17 protein-coding genes are annotated in these 18,185 nt (G+C 72.8%); 7 read left to right on the top strand and 10 right to left on the bottom strand.

What is annotated here, in order from left to right:
- The first annotated feature begins 22 nt into the window (after nucleotides 1-22).
- Entirely contained in the window at nucleotides 23-427 is a 405-nt protein-coding gene (locus BJ981_RS01265; protein ID WP_184607908.1) for a YbaB/EbfC family nucleoid-associated protein, read from the top strand.
- 72 nt (nucleotides 428-499) lie between these two features.
- Here BJ981_RS01265 and BJ981_RS01260 read toward each other — a convergent pair whose 3' ends face one another.
- Nucleotides 500-1,891: a M20/M25/M40 family metallo-hydrolase gene (locus BJ981_RS01260; RefSeq protein ID WP_275422293.1), complete on the bottom strand. Its 1,392-nt coding sequence runs from the start codon at nucleotides 1,889-1,891 to the stop codon at nucleotides 500-502.
- 302 nt (nucleotides 1,892-2,193) lie between these two features.
- Here BJ981_RS01260 and BJ981_RS01255 point away from each other — a divergent pair, with 302 nt between their 5' ends.
- Together BJ981_RS01255 and ald are read left to right on the top strand one after the other, a co-directional pair.
- On the top strand, nucleotides 2,194-3,585 hold the full coding sequence (locus BJ981_RS01255) for an aspartate aminotransferase family protein (RefSeq protein ID WP_184607907.1): 1,392 nt from the start codon (nucleotides 2,194-2,196) through the stop codon (nucleotides 3,583-3,585).
- A 74-nt stretch (nucleotides 3,586-3,659) separates the two neighbouring features.
- Nucleotides 3,660-4,772, top strand: coding sequence for an alanine dehydrogenase (ald, locus tag BJ981_RS01250; RefSeq protein ID WP_184607906.1), 1,113 nt, complete (start codon nucleotides 3,660-3,662; stop codon nucleotides 4,770-4,772).
- Between the two features lie 94 nt (nucleotides 4,773-4,866).
- Here ald and BJ981_RS01245 read toward each other — a convergent pair whose 3' ends face one another.
- The 5 genes from BJ981_RS01245 to BJ981_RS01225 form a co-directional block, all read right to left on the bottom strand.
- Nucleotides 4,867-6,291 carry a tetratricopeptide repeat protein gene (locus BJ981_RS01245; protein WP_184607905.1) on the bottom strand — a complete coding sequence of 475 codons (1,425 nt, stop codon included), beginning with the start codon at nucleotides 6,289-6,291 and terminating at the stop codon, nucleotides 4,867-4,869.
- 85 nt (nucleotides 6,292-6,376) lie between these two features.
- Nucleotides 6,377-7,366, bottom strand: coding sequence for a sulfite exporter TauE/SafE family protein (locus tag BJ981_RS01240; protein ID WP_184607904.1), 990 nt, complete (start codon nucleotides 7,364-7,366; stop codon nucleotides 6,377-6,379).
- Nucleotides 7,367-7,506: 140 nt separating this feature from the next.
- Nucleotides 7,507-7,776 carry an SHOCT domain-containing protein gene (locus BJ981_RS01235; RefSeq protein WP_184607903.1) on the bottom strand — a complete coding sequence of 90 codons (270 nt, stop codon included), beginning with the start codon at nucleotides 7,774-7,776 and terminating at the stop codon, nucleotides 7,507-7,509.
- Between the two features lie 179 nt (nucleotides 7,777-7,955).
- Nucleotides 7,956-8,603 (bottom strand): response regulator, encoded by a 648-nt coding sequence (locus tag BJ981_RS01230; RefSeq protein WP_184607902.1) that lies wholly within the window; start codon nucleotides 8,601-8,603, stop codon nucleotides 7,956-7,958.
- The gene (locus BJ981_RS01225; protein ID WP_184607901.1) at nucleotides 8,600-9,766 is read right to left on the bottom strand and encodes a sensor histidine kinase; all 1,167 of its coding nucleotides are present in this window, start codon (nucleotides 9,764-9,766) and stop codon (nucleotides 8,600-8,602) included. Before BJ981_RS01225 ends, BJ981_RS01230 begins: the two co-directional genes overlap by 4 nt.
- Before the next feature lie 303 nt (nucleotides 9,767-10,069).
- Between BJ981_RS01225 and ggt the strand changes: the two genes are divergently transcribed.
- Nucleotides 10,070-11,899, top strand: a complete 1,830-nt coding sequence (gene ggt / locus BJ981_RS01220; RefSeq protein WP_184607900.1) for a gamma-glutamyltransferase — start codon at nucleotides 10,070-10,072, stop codon at nucleotides 11,897-11,899.
- A 222-nt stretch (nucleotides 11,900-12,121) separates the two neighbouring features.
- On the opposite strand, the gene BJ981_RS01215 is transcribed toward ggt, so the two are convergent.
- Both BJ981_RS01215 and BJ981_RS01210 read right to left on the bottom strand, forming a co-directional pair.
- The gene (locus BJ981_RS01215; protein ID WP_184607899.1) at nucleotides 12,122-12,292 is read right to left on the bottom strand and encodes a hypothetical protein; all 171 of its coding nucleotides are present in this window, start codon (nucleotides 12,290-12,292) and stop codon (nucleotides 12,122-12,124) included.
- A 195-nt stretch (nucleotides 12,293-12,487) separates the two neighbouring features.
- The gene (locus BJ981_RS01210) at nucleotides 12,488-13,363 is read right to left on the bottom strand and encodes an SURF1 family protein (RefSeq protein ID WP_184607898.1); all 876 of its coding nucleotides are present in this window, start codon (nucleotides 13,361-13,363) and stop codon (nucleotides 12,488-12,490) included.
- A 310-nt stretch (nucleotides 13,364-13,673) separates the two neighbouring features.
- On the opposite strand from BJ981_RS01210, the gene BJ981_RS01205 reads away from it, so the two are divergent.
- The gene (locus BJ981_RS01205; protein WP_184607897.1) at nucleotides 13,674-13,994 is read left to right on the top strand and encodes a DUF3817 domain-containing protein; all 321 of its coding nucleotides are present in this window, start codon (nucleotides 13,674-13,676) and stop codon (nucleotides 13,992-13,994) included.
- A 201-nt stretch (nucleotides 13,995-14,195) separates the two neighbouring features.
- Complete coding sequence (locus BJ981_RS01200; protein ID WP_184607896.1) at nucleotides 14,196-14,387, top strand: tail-anchor membrane protein; 192 nt, start codon at nucleotides 14,196-14,198, stop codon at nucleotides 14,385-14,387.
- Nucleotides 14,388-14,444: 57 nt separating this feature from the next.
- Here BJ981_RS01200 and BJ981_RS01195 read toward each other — a convergent pair whose 3' ends face one another.
- Both BJ981_RS01195 and BJ981_RS01190 read right to left on the bottom strand, forming a co-directional pair.
- Nucleotides 14,445-15,401 carry an LLM class F420-dependent oxidoreductase gene (locus BJ981_RS01195; RefSeq protein ID WP_184607895.1) on the bottom strand — a complete coding sequence of 319 codons (957 nt, stop codon included), beginning with the start codon at nucleotides 15,399-15,401 and terminating at the stop codon, nucleotides 14,445-14,447.
- A gap of 151 nt (nucleotides 15,402-15,552) precedes the next feature.
- The gene (locus BJ981_RS01190) at nucleotides 15,553-16,989 is read right to left on the bottom strand and encodes a carotenoid oxygenase family protein (protein WP_204070169.1); all 1,437 of its coding nucleotides are present in this window, start codon (nucleotides 16,987-16,989) and stop codon (nucleotides 15,553-15,555) included.
- 99 nt (nucleotides 16,990-17,088) lie between these two features.
- Between BJ981_RS01190 and BJ981_RS01185 the strand changes: the two genes are divergently transcribed.
- Nucleotides 17,089-18,156, top strand: a complete 1,068-nt coding sequence (locus BJ981_RS01185; RefSeq protein ID WP_184607893.1) for a winged helix-turn-helix transcriptional regulator — start codon at nucleotides 17,089-17,091, stop codon at nucleotides 18,154-18,156.
- Nucleotides 18,157-18,185: the final 29 nt, after the last annotated feature.

Raw genomic sequence — 18,185 nt, 5'->3', positions numbered from 1 at the left:
CCTCCCACGCGGGCAAGGAGTGATGGTGTACGGCTTGCACCCCGATCCCGCCGCCTGGCGGGACGGCGACATCGACCAGGACGCCGAGCGGGCGGCGCGCGTCCTCGCGTGGGCGCGGGACGCCGAGGAGGAGCTCGCCGCGATCGTCGGCGAGGGCGAGGCCGGGGACGGCCGCGTCCGCGTCACCACGACGGCGGACGGCCTGGTGCGCGAGGTGGTCTTCGCGCCGCGCGCCACGCGCGCGGACAGCCGCACCCTGGCCGAGGAACTGCTGCTCGCGGTCGGCCGCGCCCAGGACGACGCCGAGCGCAAGGCCCGCGACCTCGTCGCCGGCGCGCTCGGCGAGATCCTGCCCGCCGGCGCGCCGGGCCCGGAGACGGTCGAGGAGGAGTGCCGCCGCCTGCTCCGCTGCTTCACCCGCCCCTGACGCCCCGGCGCCCGCAGGACGGCGCTCGTCCCCGCGCCGAGGGCATCGGGGACGAGCGCGCGGGCCGGGAACTCAGAAGGCGGCGTAGTCCGCCAGGAACAGGGCCTCGGCGATCGCCGTGCGGCGCAGCTCGTCCAGGACCAGCCGCTCGTTCGGCGCGTGGATCGCGGCGGCCTCGTCCTCGGCGCCGAACAGCAGGATCTCGGCCGCGGGGAACTGCTTGGCCAGCGTGGACACCAGCGGGATCGAGCCGCCCGCGCCGATGTCGCGCGGCGTGCGCCCGTACGCCCGCTCCAGCGCGCGGTTCAGCGCGGCGCGCGCCCGGCCGCCGCCGTCGGCCAGGTAGCCCGAGCCGAGCACCTGGTCGGTGACGGACACCTGGACGCCCCACGGCGCGACGCTGCGCAGGTAGTCCAGCACGTCGGCGGCGGCCTTGCCCGGGTCGCCCGCCGGAGGGACGCGGACCGTCACGCGGGCCCGCGCCACCGCCTGGACGGCGTTGATCGCGCCGTTCACGCTCGGCACGTCGAGACCGGTGACCGTGATCGCGTAGGACGACCACAGACGGTCGGCCAGCGAGCCGGAGCCGACCAGCGAGGCGCCGTCCAGCACTCCGGCGGCCTGGCGGAACCCGTGCTCCTCGGGCCCCGCGCCGGGGAAGATGCCGCGCGGCAGGCCGGGCACGCGGACGTCGCCCCTGTCGTCGTGCAGGCTCGCCAACATGCGGATCAACGCGGCGAGGGCGTCGGGGGCCGCGCCGCCGAACGAGCCGCTGTGCAGGGACTCCTTCAGCGTGCGCACCTCGATCGTGAACGCCGCCAGGCCCCGCAGCGAGGTGGTGACCGCGGGCTCGCCCACGGCGGGGTTGCCGACGTCGGCCACGATGATGGCGTCGGCGCGCAGCAGGTCGGGGTTCCGCTCGACGAACTCCTCCAGGCGCTCGCCGGCGTACTCCTCCTGGCCCTCGATGATGACCTTGATGCCCACCGGGAAGCGGCCCTGGAAGGCGCGCAGCGCGAGGACGTGCGCCATGATGCCCGACTTGTCGTCGGCCGCGCCGCGCCCGTAGAGCCGCCCGTCGATCAGGGTGGGCTCGAACGGGGGCGTGCGCCACAGCGCCGGGTCCCCGGCGGGCTGCACGTCGTAGTGCGCGTACAGCAGGACGGTGGGCGCGCCCGGGGGAGCGGGCGCCTCGGCGTACACGGCCGGGAAGCTGCCCTCGACGGGGATGCGCCGCACGTGGGGAAGGCCGGTGCTGCGCAGCAGTTCCTCGGTGGCCGCGGCGGCGGCGAGCACGGGCTCCTCGGGGTGGCCGGGGAAGGCGACCGAGGGGATGGAGACGAGCCGCATCAACTCGTCGACGGCCCTCGGCATCTGTGCCGTGATGGATTTCTCGATGGCCTCCAGGTAGTGGAAGCCCTCGGAGGCCCCTGCGTTCCCGGTACCGGTTTCCTCAGGAGTCACGACTGCATGTCACCCCGCATCGTCTTTTGTCTGATCCGACACATTGCATCACAGACCGGGAGTGGCCTGCGCCGGTACGTGCCACTCCCCGAAAGATCGGGGTCTCCCCATGGCGCGGCCGGATTCCCCGCGCGCGGCGCAGGATACGGATTCCCTGGTCGACGCAAACGGATTTCGTCGTTGTTACATACCGCTATCGCGGATTCCGAGGTTCTTGCATAGTGTCGCTGCGCAACCAGTTGTAATCACTCGTGTGAAGCATGCACACTGAGGAAGAGCCGAGATCACTGAGGAAGATAGCCATGACGCAGCCTGAGACCGACACGGCCGCCGTCCTGAAGGCAGCACAAGACCATCTGTGGTTGCACTTCACCCGGCACAGCGCGCACGGCGGCGGCGAGGTGCCGACCATCGTGCGCGGCGACGGTGCCTACATCTACGACATCCACGGCAAGCGTTACCTCGACGGCCTGGCGGGGCTGTTCGTCGTGCAGGCGGGCCACGGGCGGGCCGAGCTCGCCGAGGCGGCCGCCAAGCAGGCCCAGGAGCTGGCCTTCTTCCCCCTGTGGTCCTACGCTCACCCCAAGGCCGCCGAGCTGGCCGAGCGGCTCGCGCGCCTCACCCCCGGCGACCTCAACCGCGTGTTCTTCACCACCGGCGGCGGCGAGGCCGTCGAGACCGCGTGGAAGCTCGCCAAGCAGTACTTCAAGCTCACCGGCAAGCCGCTCAAGCACAAGGTGATCAGCCGGGCGATCGCCTACCACGGCACCCCGCAGGGCGCCCTGTCGATCACCGGCATCCCGGCCTTCAAGCAGTTCTTCGAGCCGCTCGTCCCCGGCTCGGTGCGCGTGCCGAACACCAACCACTACCGCGCCGACGAGATCACCGGCGTGCCCGGCATGACGCCCGAGCAGTTCGGCCGCTGGGCCGCCGACCAGGTCGGCAAGGCCATCGAGATGGAGGGCCCCGACACCGTCGCGGCCGTCTTCGTCGAGCCGGTGCAGAACGCCGGAGGCTGCATCCCGCCGCCCCCCGGCTACTTCCAGCGCCTGCGCGAGATCTGCGACGCCCACGACGTGCTGCTCGTCTCGGACGAGGTCATCTGCGCCTTCGGCCGGCTCGGCACGATGTTCGGCGGGCAGAAGTTCGACTACGTGCCCGACATCATCACCTGCGCCAAGGGCCTGACCAGCGGCTACTCGCCGATCGGCGCGATGATCGCCTCCGAGAGGCTGTTCGAGCCGTTCGAGTCGGGCACGGCCATGTTCGCCCACGGCTACACGTTCGGCGGCCATCCCGTCTCGGCCGCGGTCGCCCTGGCCAACCTCGACCTGTTCGAGCGCGAGGACATCCTCGGCCACGTGACGCGGAACGAGCCCGTCTTCCGCGCCACGCTGGAGAAGCTGCGCGACCTGCCGATCGTCGGCGACGTCCGCGGCTCCGGCTACTTCTACGGCATCGAGCTCGTCAAGGACAAGGAGACCCGGCAGACCTTCAACGAAGGCGAGTCGGAGCGTCTGCTGCGAGGCTTCCTGTCCAAGGCGCTGTTCGACGCCGGCCTGTACTGCCGGGCCGACGACCGGGGCGACCCGGTCGTCCAGCTCGCGCCGCCGCTGATCAGCGGCCCGGAGCAGTTCGACGAGATCGAGTCGATCCTGCGCTCCGTCCTCACCGAGGCCTGGAACCGCCTGTAGCGTCAGGCCTCGCCGTCCCACGTCCGCGCCCGGCTCGCGCCGACGGTCATCCGAGTATCAGAAGGGAATCCGCGATGAAGATCGGCGTGCCTGCCGAGGTCAAGAACCACGAGTACCGCGTCGCCGCCACTCCGGCGGGCGTGCACGAGCTCGTCCGCCACGGCCACGACGTCTACGTCCAGCGTGGCGCGGGTCTCGGCTCGCAGATCACCGACGAGGAGTACCTGTTCGCCGGCGCCAAGATCCTCGACGGCGCGGACGCCGTGTGGGGCGAGACCGACCTCATCCTCAAGGTCAAGGAGCCCATCGCCGAGGAGTACCACCGGATGCGCGAGGGCCAGGTGCTGTTCACGTACCTGCACCTCGCCGCGTCCCGGCCGTGCACCGACGCCCTGCTGGAGCGCAAGGTCACCGGCATCGCCTACGAGACGGTCCAGGTCGGCAACTCCCTGCCGCTGCTGGCCCCGATGTCCGAGGTGGCGGGCCGGCTGGCCCCGCAGGTCGGCGCCTACAACCTGATGCGCTTCAACGGGGGCCGCGGCGTGCTGCCCGGCGGCGTGCCCGGCGTGGCCCCGGCCAAGGTCGTCGTCATCGGCGGCGGCGTCTCCGGCCTGAACGCGGCGCAGGTCGCGGTCGGGATGGGAGCCGACGTGACGATCCTGGACGTCAACATCGACAGGCTCCGCCACATCGACGCGATCTACCAGGGCCGCCTGCGCACCATCGTCTCCACCGCCTACGCCCTGGAGCAGGCCGTCCTGGAGGCCGACCTGGTCATCGGCGCCGTGCTCATCCCGGGCGCCAAGGCCCCGACGCTCGTCTCCAACGAGCTGGTCTCGCGCATGAAGGCGGGGTCGGTGCTCGTCGACATCGCCATCGACCAGGGCGGCTGCTTCGAGGACTCCCGTCCCACCACGCACGCGGACCCGACCTACAAGGTGCACGGATCGGTGTTCTACTGCGTGGCCAACATGCCCGGGTCGGTGGCCAACACCTCGACGAACGCGCTGACCAACGCCACCCTGCCCTACGCGGTCAAGCTGGCCGACCTCGGCTGGCGCGAGGCGCTGCGCGCCGACCCCGCCCTGGCCCTCGGCCTGAACACCCACGACGGCCGGCTGACCTACCAGCCCGTCGCCGACGCCCACGGCCTGCCGTACACCGCGGCCTCCGGCGTCCTGGCCTAGCACACGGGCTCCGGCCCACGACGTCCTGTGGCGGCCCGCCGGATCCGGGCCTCCCACACCGTGCGTCCAGACGTCCTGCCGCCCTCGCCGTGCGTCAGGACGGGCCGAGACGCTCGCGCAGCCGCCGCGCGGCCGCGAGCACGTGCTCGACCTCGGCCGGCGCCGGCCACGGCCCCGTGCCCGGGCAGAGCACCGTCATGCGCACCGAGGCCAGGTGCTCCACCGCGCTCGCCGGCAGACCGCCGCGCTCGGCCAGCCACGCGACGACGCCCGCCAGGTCGGCGGGCTCGCGCAGCCGGCGGGTCAGCAGGTCCCACGTGCCGAGGATCTCGGTCAGGTCGGCCAGGCGCGGCGCGGTCCCGCCGCGCCGGGAGGCCGCCGCGACCGCCAGCTCGGCGCGCGCGGCCGGTTCCGGCTCCACGGGCCTGTCCCAGAACGGGGGCACGCCGGAGGTCCAGCGCGCCGTACCGCCCGCCTCCGGGCCCATCACCGACTCCAGCGTGGCCAGCTCCTCCGCGGCCTTGCGGTGGCCCCGCACGGCCGCCTGGCGCAGCCAGTGCCGGCCGCCGCGCAGGTCGTCGTGCTCGACGATGAGCAGCAGGCCGAAGTTGTAGGCGGACTCGGGGTCGCCGCCGGCCGCCGCGCGGCCGAACCAGTGGCCGGCCGCGCGCGGATCCTCCAGCTCGACGCAGACGAACCCGGCCATGCGCTGGTCCTCGACCCGGCCGAAATGGGCGGCCCGCTCGAACCACGCCCGCGCCGCGCGCAGGTCGCGCCGTGCCAGCGCCAGCCTGCCGAGCTGCGAGGCCGCCCCCGGATGCTCGGCCTTGGCCGCCAGCCGGTACAGCGCCTCCGCGCCTTCCGGGTCGCGGGCGGCGTGCAGCAGCCGCCCCAGGTGGTACGCGGCGTCGGTGTGCCCGGCCCGCGCGGCGTACTCCCACCAGGCGCGGGCCTGGGCCTCCTCCCCGGCGGTGTAGCAGAGGAACGCGAGATCGTGGGCGGAGGCGAGGTCGCCGGCCGAGGCCGCGTACTGGTGCCAGACGCGGGCCGCCGCGTCGTCCCCGGCGTCCTCGCACAGCAGCGCGAGGCGGCGTGCCGCCGGGCGGGAGCCGCCCGCCGCCGCGGCCTCGAACCACCCGCGCGCGCCGGGGACGTCGCCGCGCTCTTCGAGGAGCAGCATGGCCAGGTTGGCGGCGGCCTCGGCGTCGCCCGCGCCCGCGGCGAGCTCGTACCAGGTGATCGCCTCGTCGAGGGTCCCGTGCTTCTCGTGCCAGACGCCGAGGTTGTAGGCGCTGTCGATGTTGCCGGCGCCCGCGGCCCGTTCCCACCAGTGGCGGGCCGCCGACCGGTCGCCGCGCTGGGCGTACATGCGGCCGAGCCGGTGCGCGGCCCCGGGGTCGCCGGCGTGGGCGGCGGCGATCAGGTCCCCCTCGCCGGGCGCGGCGGGGGGTTCGGGCGTACGGGGCCTCGGCACGGCGGGCCGCGCGACCGCCGCCTCCTGTTCCCCATGCCACCTCATGGGGGACAGAGTCGCACGTGATCCAAAGAGATGGAACGTAATCGACGGCTTCTTGCCGTCCGGCGGAACGCGTTTGACCCGCCTGTCAGCGGGCTGGACCGCCTGGTGGCGGGGTGCCCGAAGCGGAGAGCTGGGGTCTGTTTATGTTGATAAATCCGACGTACATCCCCATTCCACATACATAGCGAAGCCTCCCCGGCCGCTGCGGCGGCAGCCGCACGACGCGCTCGCCCGTGACCGGCAGCGCGACGTCCCGCCCCTGGATGGTCAGCGTGCGCGTGCACCCCTGGTTGTCCCGGGTGCGGAACACGATCTCGGCGGGCCGCCCCGCCTCGATGCCGGCGACCCCCGGCAGGAAGCCGTGCCCGGTCGACCACACGGTCACGACCTGCGTCCCGTCCGGCAGGACGCGCGCCCCCGCCGCGGCGGCCCCGGCGGGCGCGCCCAGGCCGGGCGGCCACCCGCCGAGGCGCAGGCCCGCCACGATCGTCACCGCCCCCGCCGCGATCGCCGCGGCCGCGGCCAGGACGTTCAGCCTGGTCGCCGCGACCCGGCGCAGCAGCAGGCCGAGCAGCGCGAACGCGGGCGAGGTGCCGGTGACGAAACCGGCCATCACCGCGGCGCCGCCGAGCCAGCCCCCCGAGGAGACCGCCACGGCCTCCATGCCGAGCGTGACCCCGCACGGGATCAGGATGGTGCCCGCGCCGAGCGCGGCCGCCCCCGTCCAGGGCCGCGATCGCGCGGGTTCACCATCGGTCCGCTCATGGTCCGGGGCGCAGGAGCCGCGACGGCGCAGCAGCAGCCGCACGGCGAAGACGATCACCGTGACGCCCGCGCCCACCAGCAGCGCGGCCCGTGCCACGGGAGGGATGCGCACGACCTCGCCGAGCGCGCCCAGCAGGGCCCCCAGCGCCGTGTGCGCCACCAGCCGCCCGGCCACGAAAGCCGGGACGGCGGCGCGCCCGCCCGTGCGCGCCAGGCCGATCAGCACGCCCCCTTGGACCGCCGCGCACGACGCGCCCCCCGCCACCAGCCCGGCGGCGAACCCGCCGGCGAACAGCGCGGCGGGCGTCACCGGGCGGCCACGGCGCGGCCGGACCGTACTCGCGAGCGCACCCGTGTCCTCCCTGCGTCCTTCGCGTCAGCGAACCCTTACGGAGGGTAACCGCGAGCGGGGGAGGCGGCCAGTCACAGTTCGCTAACCGGCCCAGGGCGTCAGTCGAAGCCGCCCCTGAGCACCGCCAGGCGCTGGAAGTACTCGTCGTCTCCCAGCTCGCCGCGCGCGTACCGCTCGGCGATGATCTTCTCGGCCGCCGCCGTCGGGGCCACCCGCGCGCCGCCGCCGGACGCCCAGGGCGCCGTACGCGGGCTCCAGCCGCGCCCGCGGGCCCTCAGGAACAGCACGGCCATCGTGACCCAGAAGGCGGCCCAGAACAGCGGCAGGACCGGCCACCACGGCGCCGCGCCCCAATGCGCGTAGGGCATCTGCGTTCTCCTCGCTATCTCGTCGGTCGGAGTCATCCGATGCCCTTACTTTCCTCCGCCGCGGCGGGCGCGGCATCGGCCTGGCGACGCGTCTCCCACTACCGCGTACGGCGGGTCCCGGCGTCCTCCGCCGTACTCCCCGGGTGGTACGCGGGCGCCCACCGGGCCCGTGGCATGAGTCAGAGCCAGCCCGGCCTGACCAGCCCCGACTCGTAGGCGATGACGACGAGCTGGGCGCGGTCGCGGGCGTGGAGCTTCATCATCGCCCGGCTCACGTGGGTCTTGGCCGTGGCGGGCGCCATGAACAGCTTCGCGGCGATCTCGTCGTTGGTCATGCCGGCGCCGACCAGCGTGAGCACCTCGCGCTCCCGCTCGGTGAGCTGGTCGAGCCCCGCCGTCACGCTCGGCTCCTTGGCCCTGCTGGCGTACTCGGCGATCAGGCGGCGCGTCACGCTCGGGGACAGCAGCGCCTCGCCCGCCGCCACCACGCGCACCGCCTGGATCAGCTCCGCCGGCTCGGTGTCCTTGACCAGGAAGCCGCTCGCGCCGCCGCGCAGCGCCTCGAAGACGTACTCGTCCAGCTCGAAGGTGGTCAGGATGATGACCTTCACCGCCGGGGGCATCTCGCGCGTCGCGGTGAGGCCGTCCATGCCCGGCATGCGGATGTCCATCAGCGCGACGTCGGGCCCGTGCTCCCCGGCCAGGCGGATCGCCTCGGCGCCGTCGGACGCCTCGGCCACCACGGTCATGTCCGCCTGGGCGTCGAGCAGGGCGCGGAACCCCGCGCGGACGAGAGCCTGGTCGTCCGCCAGCAGTACCTTGATCACTCGGTGTCCTCGGAAGGATCGGGGCCCTTGACGGGCGGGACGGGAAGCCTGGCCTCGACACGGAAGCCGGGATGGAGGGGACCGGCGTACAGGGAGCCGCCCAGCGCCGCGGCACGCTCGCGCATCCCCGGGACGCCGTCGCCGCCGCCCTCGCCGCCGAACACGCTCGGCGCCGTCGCCCCGGTGTCGTCCACGCGGATGGTCAGCACGTCCGCGCCGTACATCAGCGTCACGGTGGCGCGCGCGCCCGGCGCGTGCTTGGTGACGTTGGTCAGCGCCTCCTGGACGATGCGGTACGCGGCGCGCTCGACGCCCGGCGGCAGCGGCCGGGCCCTCCCCACGGTCTTCTTGACGACCGCGGGGCCGCTGCGGGCGATCAGCTCGTCGAGCTGGGCCAGCCCGGCCGTGGGGGAGCGCGGGGCGTCCTCGCGCAGCACGCCGAGCACCGACCGCATCTCGGTCAGCACGTCCTTGCTCGCCTGCTTGATCGTCGTCAGCGCCGTGCGGGCCTGCTCGGGGTGCTCGTCCATCAGGTGCAGGGCCGTGGACGCCTGGACGTGGATGAGCGAGATGCTGTGCCCGAGGACGTCGTGCAGCTCCTGGGCCATGGTCAGGCGCTCCTCGCTGGCCTGGCGCCTGGACTCCTCCTCCTCGGTGCGCCCGCGCTCGGCGCGCTGCTCGCGCCGGGTGCGCACGACCTCGGCGGCGGTGAGCACGACCAGGATGCCCGCCGCCACCCCCGCGTGGTGGGTCCAGTCCAGCGGCCGTTTGCCGACCACCCAGATCAGGTACGACATCACCCACGCGAACAGGAACGCCGAGGCGATCCACGCGGCACGGCGGTGCCCGCGCACGACGGCGTTGAAGATGAGGATCACCGGGCCGAGGAAGACCGGGCCGTAGGAGTACCCGGCGTGGATGTAGACCGACGTCGCGAGGATCCCCCCCCACATCGCCAGGACCGGGCGCGCGTGCCGGATGATCAGCATCATCGGGGCGACCGCGAGCAGGGCGAAGCCGGGGAACTCCAGCGGGACGCGGGTGTACGGGTCCGAGGGGTGGATCTGCACCTTCTGCGCGCCCACCGACCCCATGAGCTGGAACGCGGCCACCACCAGCGGAAGCAGGGGTTCGAAGAGCCGACGGGGACATTTCGCGCGCACGTCCTGAACGGTATGCCAGCCGGACGACCGCCCGCATCGTCCCGCCGTGGCAGCGCCGCCTACGTTCGTCGTCGTACACGCCCGGCGGACTCCTGCCGGGGGCGGCGGTTACACTCCATGACGGATGGTGACCGTGTGATCACAGGCGAGGAGTCGTGCATGTCCGCATCACCGTTGCGCTGCCCACCGCAGGGGCGCCGTGGCCCCGTGCCCGCGGTGTTCCCACAAGGTTCCCGGTCGTGATTGACCGCTCTTGTGAAGCTGTGAGTCAATGCTGATGCGATCTAGGGAATGGGGTCCGCCATGATCTTCCGTCGCCTCGCCGTGCCGCTCGTGGGCGTCGCCGCGTCCCTCTCTCTCGTCGTGCCGCCCGGCAGCGCGCAGGCCGCGCCCGGCGAGACGCAGGCCGTCCAGTCGCGGCAGCAGGGCGGGCCGGCCAAGGTCCCCGTCGCGGAGGGCTACGGCGGCGCGGTCGCCACCGTCGACCTCGACGCCAGCAAGGCCGCGCTCGCCATCCTGAGACAGGGCGGCAACGCCATGGACGCCGCCGTCGCCGGCGCCGCCACGCTCGGGGTCACCGAGCCCTACTCCGCCGGCCTCGCCGGGGGCGGTTTCCTGGTCTACTACGACGCCAAGCGGCGCAGGGTCACGTCCATCGACGGCCGTGAGAAGGCCCCCCAGGCCATGACCGAGACCTCCTTGCAGGAGAACGGCGCCCCGATCCCGTTCAACGACGCCGTGACCAGCGGGCTCTCGGTCGGCGTGCCCGGCAGCGTGGCCCAGTGGGAGCTGGCATTGCGCCGCTACGGCACGGTCTCCCTCAAGCAGGCGCTCAAGCCCGCCGCCGAGGTCGCCGAGCACGGCTTCACCGTCGACCAGACCTTCTACGACCAGACCGTCCTGAACGCCGCGCGCTTCGCCGACTTCACCTCCACCGCCGCCCTCTACCTGCCGAACGGCGCCCCGCCGCCCGTCGGGTCCACCTTCCGCAACCCCGACCTCGCCGCCACCTACCGCGAGCTCGGCCGCCGCGGCGGCGACTGGCTCTACAAGGGCCGGCTCGGCGACGAGATCGTGGCCACGGTCAAGGCGCCCCCGCTCAAGCCGGGCAGCACCCGCGTCGTCCGCCCCGGCCTCATGCGGACCTCCGACCTGCGCGCCTACCGCGCCCTGGAGCGCGAGCCCGCCAAGGTCTCCTACAACGGCCTGGAGGTCTACGGCATGGCGCCGCCGTCCTCCGGCGGTTCCACGGTGGGGGAGGCCCTCAACATCCTGGAGGCCCTGCCCAAGGTCGGGCTGCACGAGTACCTGGAGGCGTCGCGGCTCGCCTTCGCCGACCGCAACGTGTTCGTCGGCGACGCCGACTACGTCGACGTGCCCCTCGAAGAGCTTCTCTCCGACGGTTTCGCCAAGGAGCGCGCCTGCCTGATCGGCGACTTCGCGATGCCGCACCCCGCCTCCGCCGGATCCCCCGACGGCTCCTACACCGGATGCCAGTTCGAGGGCAACTCCGTCACCCCCACCCCGGACGGGCCCGACAAGCCCGAGGGCCCTGAGACCACCCACCTGGTCGTCGCCGACCGCTGGGGCAACGTCGCCGCCTACAACATCACCATCGAGCAGACCGGCGGCAGCGGCATCGTCGTCCCCGGGCGCGGCATCCTGCTCAACAACGAGCTCACCGACTTCACCTTCGGCCCCGCCCCCGGCGACCCGAACCTCCCGGCCCCCGGCAAGCGTCCCCGCTCCTCCATGGCCCCGACCATCGTCCTCAAGGACGGCAGGCCGCTGCTCGCGGTCGGCTCGCCCGGCGGAGCGACGATCATCACCACCGTGCTGCAGATCCTCGTCAACCGCTTCGAGTTCGGCATGACCCTGCCGGCCGCCCTCGCGGCCCCGAGGGCCAGCCAGCGCAACATCCGGGACACCCAGGCCGAGCAGGCGTTCGTCGACCGCTACGGCCTCGAGCTGAACGCCAAGGGACACACGTTCGTGGCCGCCCCCGGCCCGCCCGCCGGCGAACTCGGCGCCGCCACGGCGTTGGAGTTCCTCGGCCGCGGCAAGGTCCAGGCAGTGGCCGAACCCACCCGCCGCGGCGGCGGCAGCGCCCTGGTCCTCTCCTCCCGCCCATGACATCCCCGCCCCGCTCCTGGCGGGCGGGGCGGGCGGTTTCGGCGTCCGGGCACGGGAAAGAGCGCCGACGGGAGACTCCGGCGGCGCAGGCGGCTTGAGCGGAAGGCGGTTGTCACCGGGCGACCAGCGGGAAGAACTTCACGCTGGGCGATCAGCGGAAGAACTCCCCACCCGGCGACCGGGCAGGTATGGGTTCCCGGGGGACGGTCGAGGTACCGCTACTCAGCGAACGACCAGGAAGACGATCACTGCGATGACGATGACGGCGGCGACGGCGACGATGGCCGGCACCAGGTAGGACCGCTGTGGCGGGGCCGCCTCGGGCTCCTGACGCTGGGCGAAGGCCTTGAACTGCTGGGTGTTCCCGGCAGGGTCAATCTGAGGTTCGGACATGCCTCGACTTTAGCCATCCGACGCACCCCTTGACGCCCTTTATGCCAGTTAGGCGTAGGTACACCCCCCACTCCTCACCCCAACCCCCACACCCGAACCCGCGCCCCCCACCCCTCACCCATCTACAAACCCTTCACCGCGAACCATTGTCACGCTGTGGCTTGGGTGCTTCGCGGCCGATGGTCTTCTGGGGGGTCAGGCCTGGGGGGAGGTGCCGAGCGCGGCGGTGGACGTTTCCGTTGAGGCGGTGCGGGAGGTGCGTACGGCGTCTCGGACGAAGTGGAACCACATGAACACGGCGAAGGCGGCGAAGATCCACCACTGGGCGGCGTAGGCCAGGTTGCGCCAGGTGAATCCGCCTGAGGCGGTCGGCCCTGGTACCGCGACGAGTCGCAGGTCCTGTCGTCCCTGGCTCCCTGCCTGCGCGCTTTCCGGCGTCTCGGGCGCGGCCGAGGTCTGGCCGGGGCCGCCGGCCGGGGCCGGGGTCACCTGGCTCGTGGCGACCACGAAGCCGTCGTGGAGGCGGGCGCCGTGCCAGACATTGATCAGTTGGGCGGTCGTGACCGTGGCGATCTGCCCCTCGGGGAGGGGCGCGGTCCTGCGCCTGGCGAAGTCGCTCGGCTCGGACGGCTGGACGCGCCCGGAGAGCCGGACCTGGCCGGACGGGACGGCCGCCCCAGGGTCGGAGGCGGTGGCGATCCAGCCCCGCACGACCGGCATCAGGCTGCCGTCGGCGAGCTTGAGCGGGGTGAGCAGCCAGAAGCCCGCGTCCTTCTGGGCGCCGCCGCCGGTCTCCACCGTGGGCGCGCGTTCGGCGACGAGCAACTGCCGGGAGGCGTCGAACGTGCCCTCCGCCGTGACCCGCCGGCTCAGCGCCTCGACGGGGACGCGCTTGCCCTCCTGCACGAGCGTGGACAGGGCGACCGGCGCGGGGTCGGTGGCCGCGTGAGGCTTGCCCGAATCCTCGAAGACTCCGAGCTGCCAGCGCCCGAGGAGGGTGAAGGAGATCAGCACCCCGATCGTCACCAGGTGGAGTCCCACGAGGCGTGGCGAGAACAGCGTCCGGAGCATGCCTCCACGCTATCCGCCCCACCTCATGGTCCCGCCCTCGGTCCGATCTCCCCGGCGAACACCTGGAGAAGCACGGCAGATCGGCGGCCTTCCGCAGGGGACAGCGTCCGCGGACCGCGGTTCAGGCCCTCTGGCCGCCTTATGGCGGCTTCCCCAGGGGCGTCTCGCCGGTGGGACCGCGTGGGGTTGGTCACACGGGTGGGGGCGGGACGCCTGTGGACAGGTGGGGGAGCGGCGGCGGCACGTGTCCCGGGGGAGGGGGCGCGGTGGGGGCGGGATATCGTGTGGGGACCGTTTCGCTAGCGAGGTAATGATCGTCGTGGAATCCGCGCTCAAGCCCTTCCGGGTGATGGCCTACGTCGTCGGCTGCATGCTGCTCGCCCTCGTGGCCGCCATGGTCGTGAAGTACGGCTTCGGCAACGCCACGCCCACCGCCATCGTCAGCCCCGTGCACGGCTTCGTCTACGCCGTCTATCTGCTGACCGCGCTCAACCTGGGGCTGAAGGCCCGGTGGTCCTGGCCGTACACGGTGGGAGTGCTGCTCGCGGGCACCATCCCCTTCCTGTCGTTCTTCATCGAGCGCAAGGTCGCCCAGCGCGTGCAGGAGCAGCTCGACGCCGTCGCCGCGTGACGACCCGCTGACGCGCCGGCTCTGAGACCCGAACCTCTGAGCCGGCCGGACGCGGCCGCGTCGGAGCACGTGGCGGCCGGAAAAGGGTGTGGTCCTTCACGTCGTGCGGGCGGAACTCGCGCCCGTCGGTCGCTCGTTGAGGTGACGACGCAGAATGGCGTGTGGGGAGGTCCCCCGCTCGGCGAAGAGAAAGGCCCGGCCATGTCGCCACTCGGAAAGTATTACGTCGGCGCGGCGATCGCCTCCGTGCTCGTCTTCCTGCTGCTGCCGACCCCGATCGACCTGCTGCTCGTGGTGGCGATCCTCGGCGCGCCGGTGGCCGTGTACTTCATGCTGGACGAGTCCCAGCGCGCCCGCCTCCGCCGCATCCGCCGCCGCCAGATCGGCCGCTGACCAGGGTTTTCGTCACGCGGTCGTGCGGACGGCCGCGTGACGGGCGGTCAGGGGCCTTCAGCCGGAGGAGCCTTCGGCGAGGGCTTTGAGCGTGGTCTCGCCGTAGGGGTCGGTGTCGGTGCTGACGGGGACCAGGGCGACCTCGTCCACGCCCGCCTCGGCGTAGGCGTCGAGGCGGTCCATGATCTCCACGGAGTCGCCGATCAGCGCGACCGATTCGAGCAGGTCGTCCGGGATGGCGGGGAGCAGGTCGCGGGGGTGCGGCCGGGTGCGCGCGTAGGCGACCAGGTCGGCGAACCCGGCCTCGGCGAACATCTCGCCGTATCCGGGCGCGGCGAGGTAGGGGAGGACGCCGCGGCGGACCTGTTCGATGGCGGCGGCGTCGGGGTCGACGGCGGCGACGACCCAGGCGGCGACCCGGGTGGCGGGGTTCAGCAGCCTGAGGTCGGTGATGAGCCGCGCCGCCGAGGCGGGGGTGAGCAGGTTGAGCACCATGCGGTCGGCGAGCGCGGCGGCGCCCACCGCGGCGGGCCCGAAGGCCGCGACGGTCAGCCCGCACCGGGGCGCGGGGAGCCGCAGCCGGTATCCGGTGCAGGAGACCTGATCGCCGGAGAAGTCGGACTTGTCGCCGTCGAGCAGCGGCCGCAGCGCCTGGACGGCCTCGCGCAGCGCCGTGCTCGCGCCCGCGCGGGACCTGCCGTGCCATTCCTCGACCACCACGGGGCTGGAGGTGCCGAGCGCGACGTGGACGGGCCTGCCCGTCAGGCCGGCCACGGACGCCGCGCCCATGGCGATCATCATGGGGTCGCGGACGGTCACCGCGAGCGGCCCGACGGTGAGCCCCACGCGGCGTGTGCGCATGCCGATGGCCGTGGCGAGGGCGAACGCGTCGTACGTCGCCATCTCGCCGACCCACACCTCGGCGTAGCCCTGCTCGTCCGCGATCTGCGCGGTCCGCACCGCCTCGTCCGCCGGACGGTCCTGCCACAGCCCCAGCGAGACGCTGAGCCTCATCCGTGAAACACCTGCCCTCGGCCGCGGGAGGCGCCGTGCCCCGTCAGGCATGCCGACCACCCCGGGCATGCCTGACGCCTAGTCAACCCCATGCGGGGCCGGTCCTACCAGAGCCCGTGCGGACCCTCGCCCCCGCATTCGGTGATGCGGTTCACCTGAGCTGGTCCGCGCGCACCCAGGTGGCGTGGAATCCTAGCGGCACCCGCCGGGGAAGCAGGACACGGGCGAGCGGCCCGGCCGTGAGATCGGCGGCGGACAGGATCTGCACCTCCGAGGTCCCCTCACGCTCGTCGGTGACGAAGGTGACCAGGTAGCCGTCGTCCTCGCCGGTGGCGCCGTCGCGGGGCGCGAAGGGGGCCTCGCTGCCGTAACGGTGCTCGCCGAAGCGGTGGTGCTGCCGCTCGCCGGTCACGTTGTCGTACCGGACGAGCCCGTCGAACAGGTTGGTGTCGGCCTTCTTCACGGTCACGTTGTACGCGTACCGCGTGGCCTGCCCGGTCCTGCGGGCGTCGATGGAGGGGAACTCGGTGTTCTGCTCCTCGTCCACGAACCCCTCCGACGTCCGCCCGGTGCGCAGGTCGAAGCGGTAGCGGTACATGCGGGCGTCCAGCTTGAGGTACGACAGCATGCGCGACAGCGGGCTGCCGGAGCCGCTCGGGGCCGGGCGCGACACCCGGCACACGTCCATGACGATCTCGTCGCCGGACTCCCAGGCGTTGACCACGTGGTAGATGTAGCAGGGCTTGGCCTCGAACCAGCGGACGTCCCCGGCCGCGCCCCGCCGGGGGATCACCCCGAAGCGCGAGGGCAGCCCGCGGTCGAAGGTCAGCTTGTACCGTCCGTGCCGCAACGCCTCCGGGTCCTGGAACAGCGGCAGGTCCATCAGCACCGCGTGGTTCTCGGTGATCGCCATGTCGTGCGGCAGGCGCGCCCCCGGCAGGTCGATCTCGACGAGGTGCTCCACCGTCCCGCCCGCGCCGACGACGCCGTAGCGCAGGTACGGCGGGCGCGGGCCGTAGTCGAACCAGAAAAGTTCGCCGGTGCGTTCGTCGATCTTGGGGTGGGCCATGAAGTCGCCGGTCAGCGTGTCCAGGAAGGTCTCGGCCCCGAGGGTCTCCAGGGACAGCGGGTCCAGGGCGTACGGCGAGCCGCACAGGTACCAGGTGGCCAGCACCCTGCCCCGATGGAAGATCAGGTCGGTGTTGGCGGAGTCCTTCAGGGGGATCCCGCGGGTGTTGCCGGCGGGGTTGCCCTTGGGGTTCTCCATGACGCCCGTCCACAGCGCCCTGCCGGCGGCGGACTCGGCGTCGAAGGCGCGGGTGCGGACGTACCGGTTGCGGTAGCGGGCCGTGCCGTTCTCGAAGTGCATGGCGTGGACCATGCCGTCGCCGTCGAACCAGTGGTAGCGGCCGCGCACCGGGTGGCGCGCGTTGGGCCCGTTGCGCAGGTAGACCCCGTTCAGGTCGCGCGGGATCTCGCCGATGACCGTCAGGTCCCCGGCGGTGATCTCCTCGTGTACGGGCGCGTACACGCCGAGGAGATAGGGATTCGGCTCGCCGGACTCGTCCAGGACCGTCGCGGCCGCCATCGGTTGTTCCCTCATTCCAGGAAACTATGATAAAGAAAGTCAGCCAGTCAACGCGCGACCATGGCCCGCCGTTCACCGGCGGTGTTTAAAGTGGGCGCGGTGAAGACCAAGGAAACACCGGTCGAGGTCGGGGCCACCCGCGCCGCGGCCGGACGGGGGGTGAGCGCCGTCGACCCGATCGACGCGCCCGGGGGGAACGCCGCCGACGGCGCCCCCGCGGGCGAGACCACGATCGGCGGACCCGGAACCGAGGAGGCGCCCGAGCTCAGCGGTATCGGGCGGGGCCTGTCCATCCTCGGCGACCGCTGGGTCCTGCTGATCCTCCAGCGGGCGTTCCTGCTCCGCATCCGCACGTTCGCCGGCTGGCGCGACGAGCTCGGCATCTCCGAGTCCGTCCTCGCCGCCCGCCTGAAAGAGCTCGTCAAGAACGGCATCTTCGTCCAGCAGGCGTACCGCGACGGCCGCACCCGCCTGGAGTACCGGCTCAGCGACGCCGGCCTGCGGCTGTGGTCCCTGCTCGTCGCCATCTACAGCTGGGAGCGCGACTGGGCCGGCCGCGAGGACCTGCTGCCGCTGATCCACCACTCCTGCGGCCACGACGCGCACCCGTACCTGGCCTGCGGGTCCTGCCACAAGCCGATGACCGCCCGCGACACCCACACCGAGCGCGGTCCCCTGGCCACCTTCTCCCGGGTCGGCCTGGCCCGCCAGCACCGCCGCACCACCCCGCGCGGCGACTTCCGCACCGACATCATCGGCTACTGCCCCTCGTCGCTGGAGATCCTCGGCGACCGCTGGAGCACCAGCGTCCTCGCGGCGGCCTTCCTCGGCGTGCGACGGTTCGTGGACTTCCAGAACGAGCTCGGCATCGCGCCCTCGGTGCTCACCGACCGGCTCAAGCGCTTCGTCGAGCTCGGCGTGCTCCAGCCCGCCACCGGCCGCCAGTACCGTCTCACCGACAGGGGGCTGGCGTTCTTCGAGGTCTTCGCCTTCCTCGTGTACTGGGCGCAGCGCGAGCTTCCCGGCCCCGAGGGATCCGACCTGGACATCACGCACAAGCCGTGCGGATCGCCGCTGCGCCCGGTGCTCCAGTGCCGGCACTGCGACGAGGTGCTGGCCCGGCGCGAGATCCATTTCGACCTGTCCGCCACCCCCGGTCAGGCCTGAATTCCGGCGCCGGAGACGGCTCGGTGAAG

Source organism: Sphaerisporangium krabiense, from assembly GCF_014200435.1.
GTDB classification, from domain to species: Bacteria; Actinomycetota; Actinomycetes; order Streptosporangiales; family Streptosporangiaceae; genus Sphaerisporangium; species Sphaerisporangium krabiense.
This window is presented reverse-complemented; position numbering and strand designations above follow the sequence as displayed.

What these genes read in the sequence shown, in the direction of transcription:
- BJ981_RS01265 (WP_184607908.1), top strand. Translation starts at nt 23, where the DNA reads ATGGTGTACGGCTTGCACCCCGATCCCGCCGCCTGGCGGGACGGCGAC.
- BJ981_RS01190 (WP_204070169.1), bottom strand. Translation starts at nt 16,989, where the DNA reads ATGGCGGCCGCGACGGTCCTGGACGAGTCCGGCGAGCCGAATCCCTAT.
- BJ981_RS01205 (WP_184607897.1), top strand. Translation starts at nt 13,674, where the DNA reads ATGATCGTCGTGGAATCCGCGCTCAAGCCCTTCCGGGTGATGGCCTAC.
- ald (WP_184607906.1), top strand. Translation starts at nt 3,660, where the DNA reads ATGAAGATCGGCGTGCCTGCCGAGGTCAAGAACCACGAGTACCGCGTC.
- BJ981_RS01195 (WP_184607895.1), bottom strand. Translation starts at nt 15,401, where the DNA reads ATGAGGCTCAGCGTCTCGCTGGGGCTGTGGCAGGACCGTCCGGCGGAC.
- BJ981_RS01245 (WP_184607905.1), bottom strand. Translation starts at nt 6,291, where the DNA reads ATGAGGTGGCATGGGGAACAGGAGGCGGCGGTCGCGCGGCCCGCCGTG.
- BJ981_RS01255 (WP_184607907.1), top strand. Translation starts at nt 2,194, where the DNA reads ATGACGCAGCCTGAGACCGACACGGCCGCCGTCCTGAAGGCAGCACAA.
- BJ981_RS01215 (WP_184607899.1), bottom strand. Translation starts at nt 12,292, where the DNA reads ATGTCCGAACCTCAGATTGACCCTGCCGGGAACACCCAGCAGTTCAAG.
- BJ981_RS01235 (WP_184607903.1), bottom strand. Translation starts at nt 7,776, where the DNA reads ATGCCCTACGCGCATTGGGGCGCGGCGCCGTGGTGGCCGGTCCTGCCG.
- ggt (WP_184607900.1), top strand. Translation starts at nt 10,070, where the DNA reads ATGATCTTCCGTCGCCTCGCCGTGCCGCTCGTGGGCGTCGCCGCGTCC.
- BJ981_RS01210 (WP_184607898.1), bottom strand. Translation starts at nt 13,363, where the DNA reads ATGCTCCGGACGCTGTTCTCGCCACGCCTCGTGGGACTCCACCTGGTG.
- BJ981_RS01200 (WP_184607896.1), top strand. Translation starts at nt 14,196, where the DNA reads ATGTCGCCACTCGGAAAGTATTACGTCGGCGCGGCGATCGCCTCCGTG.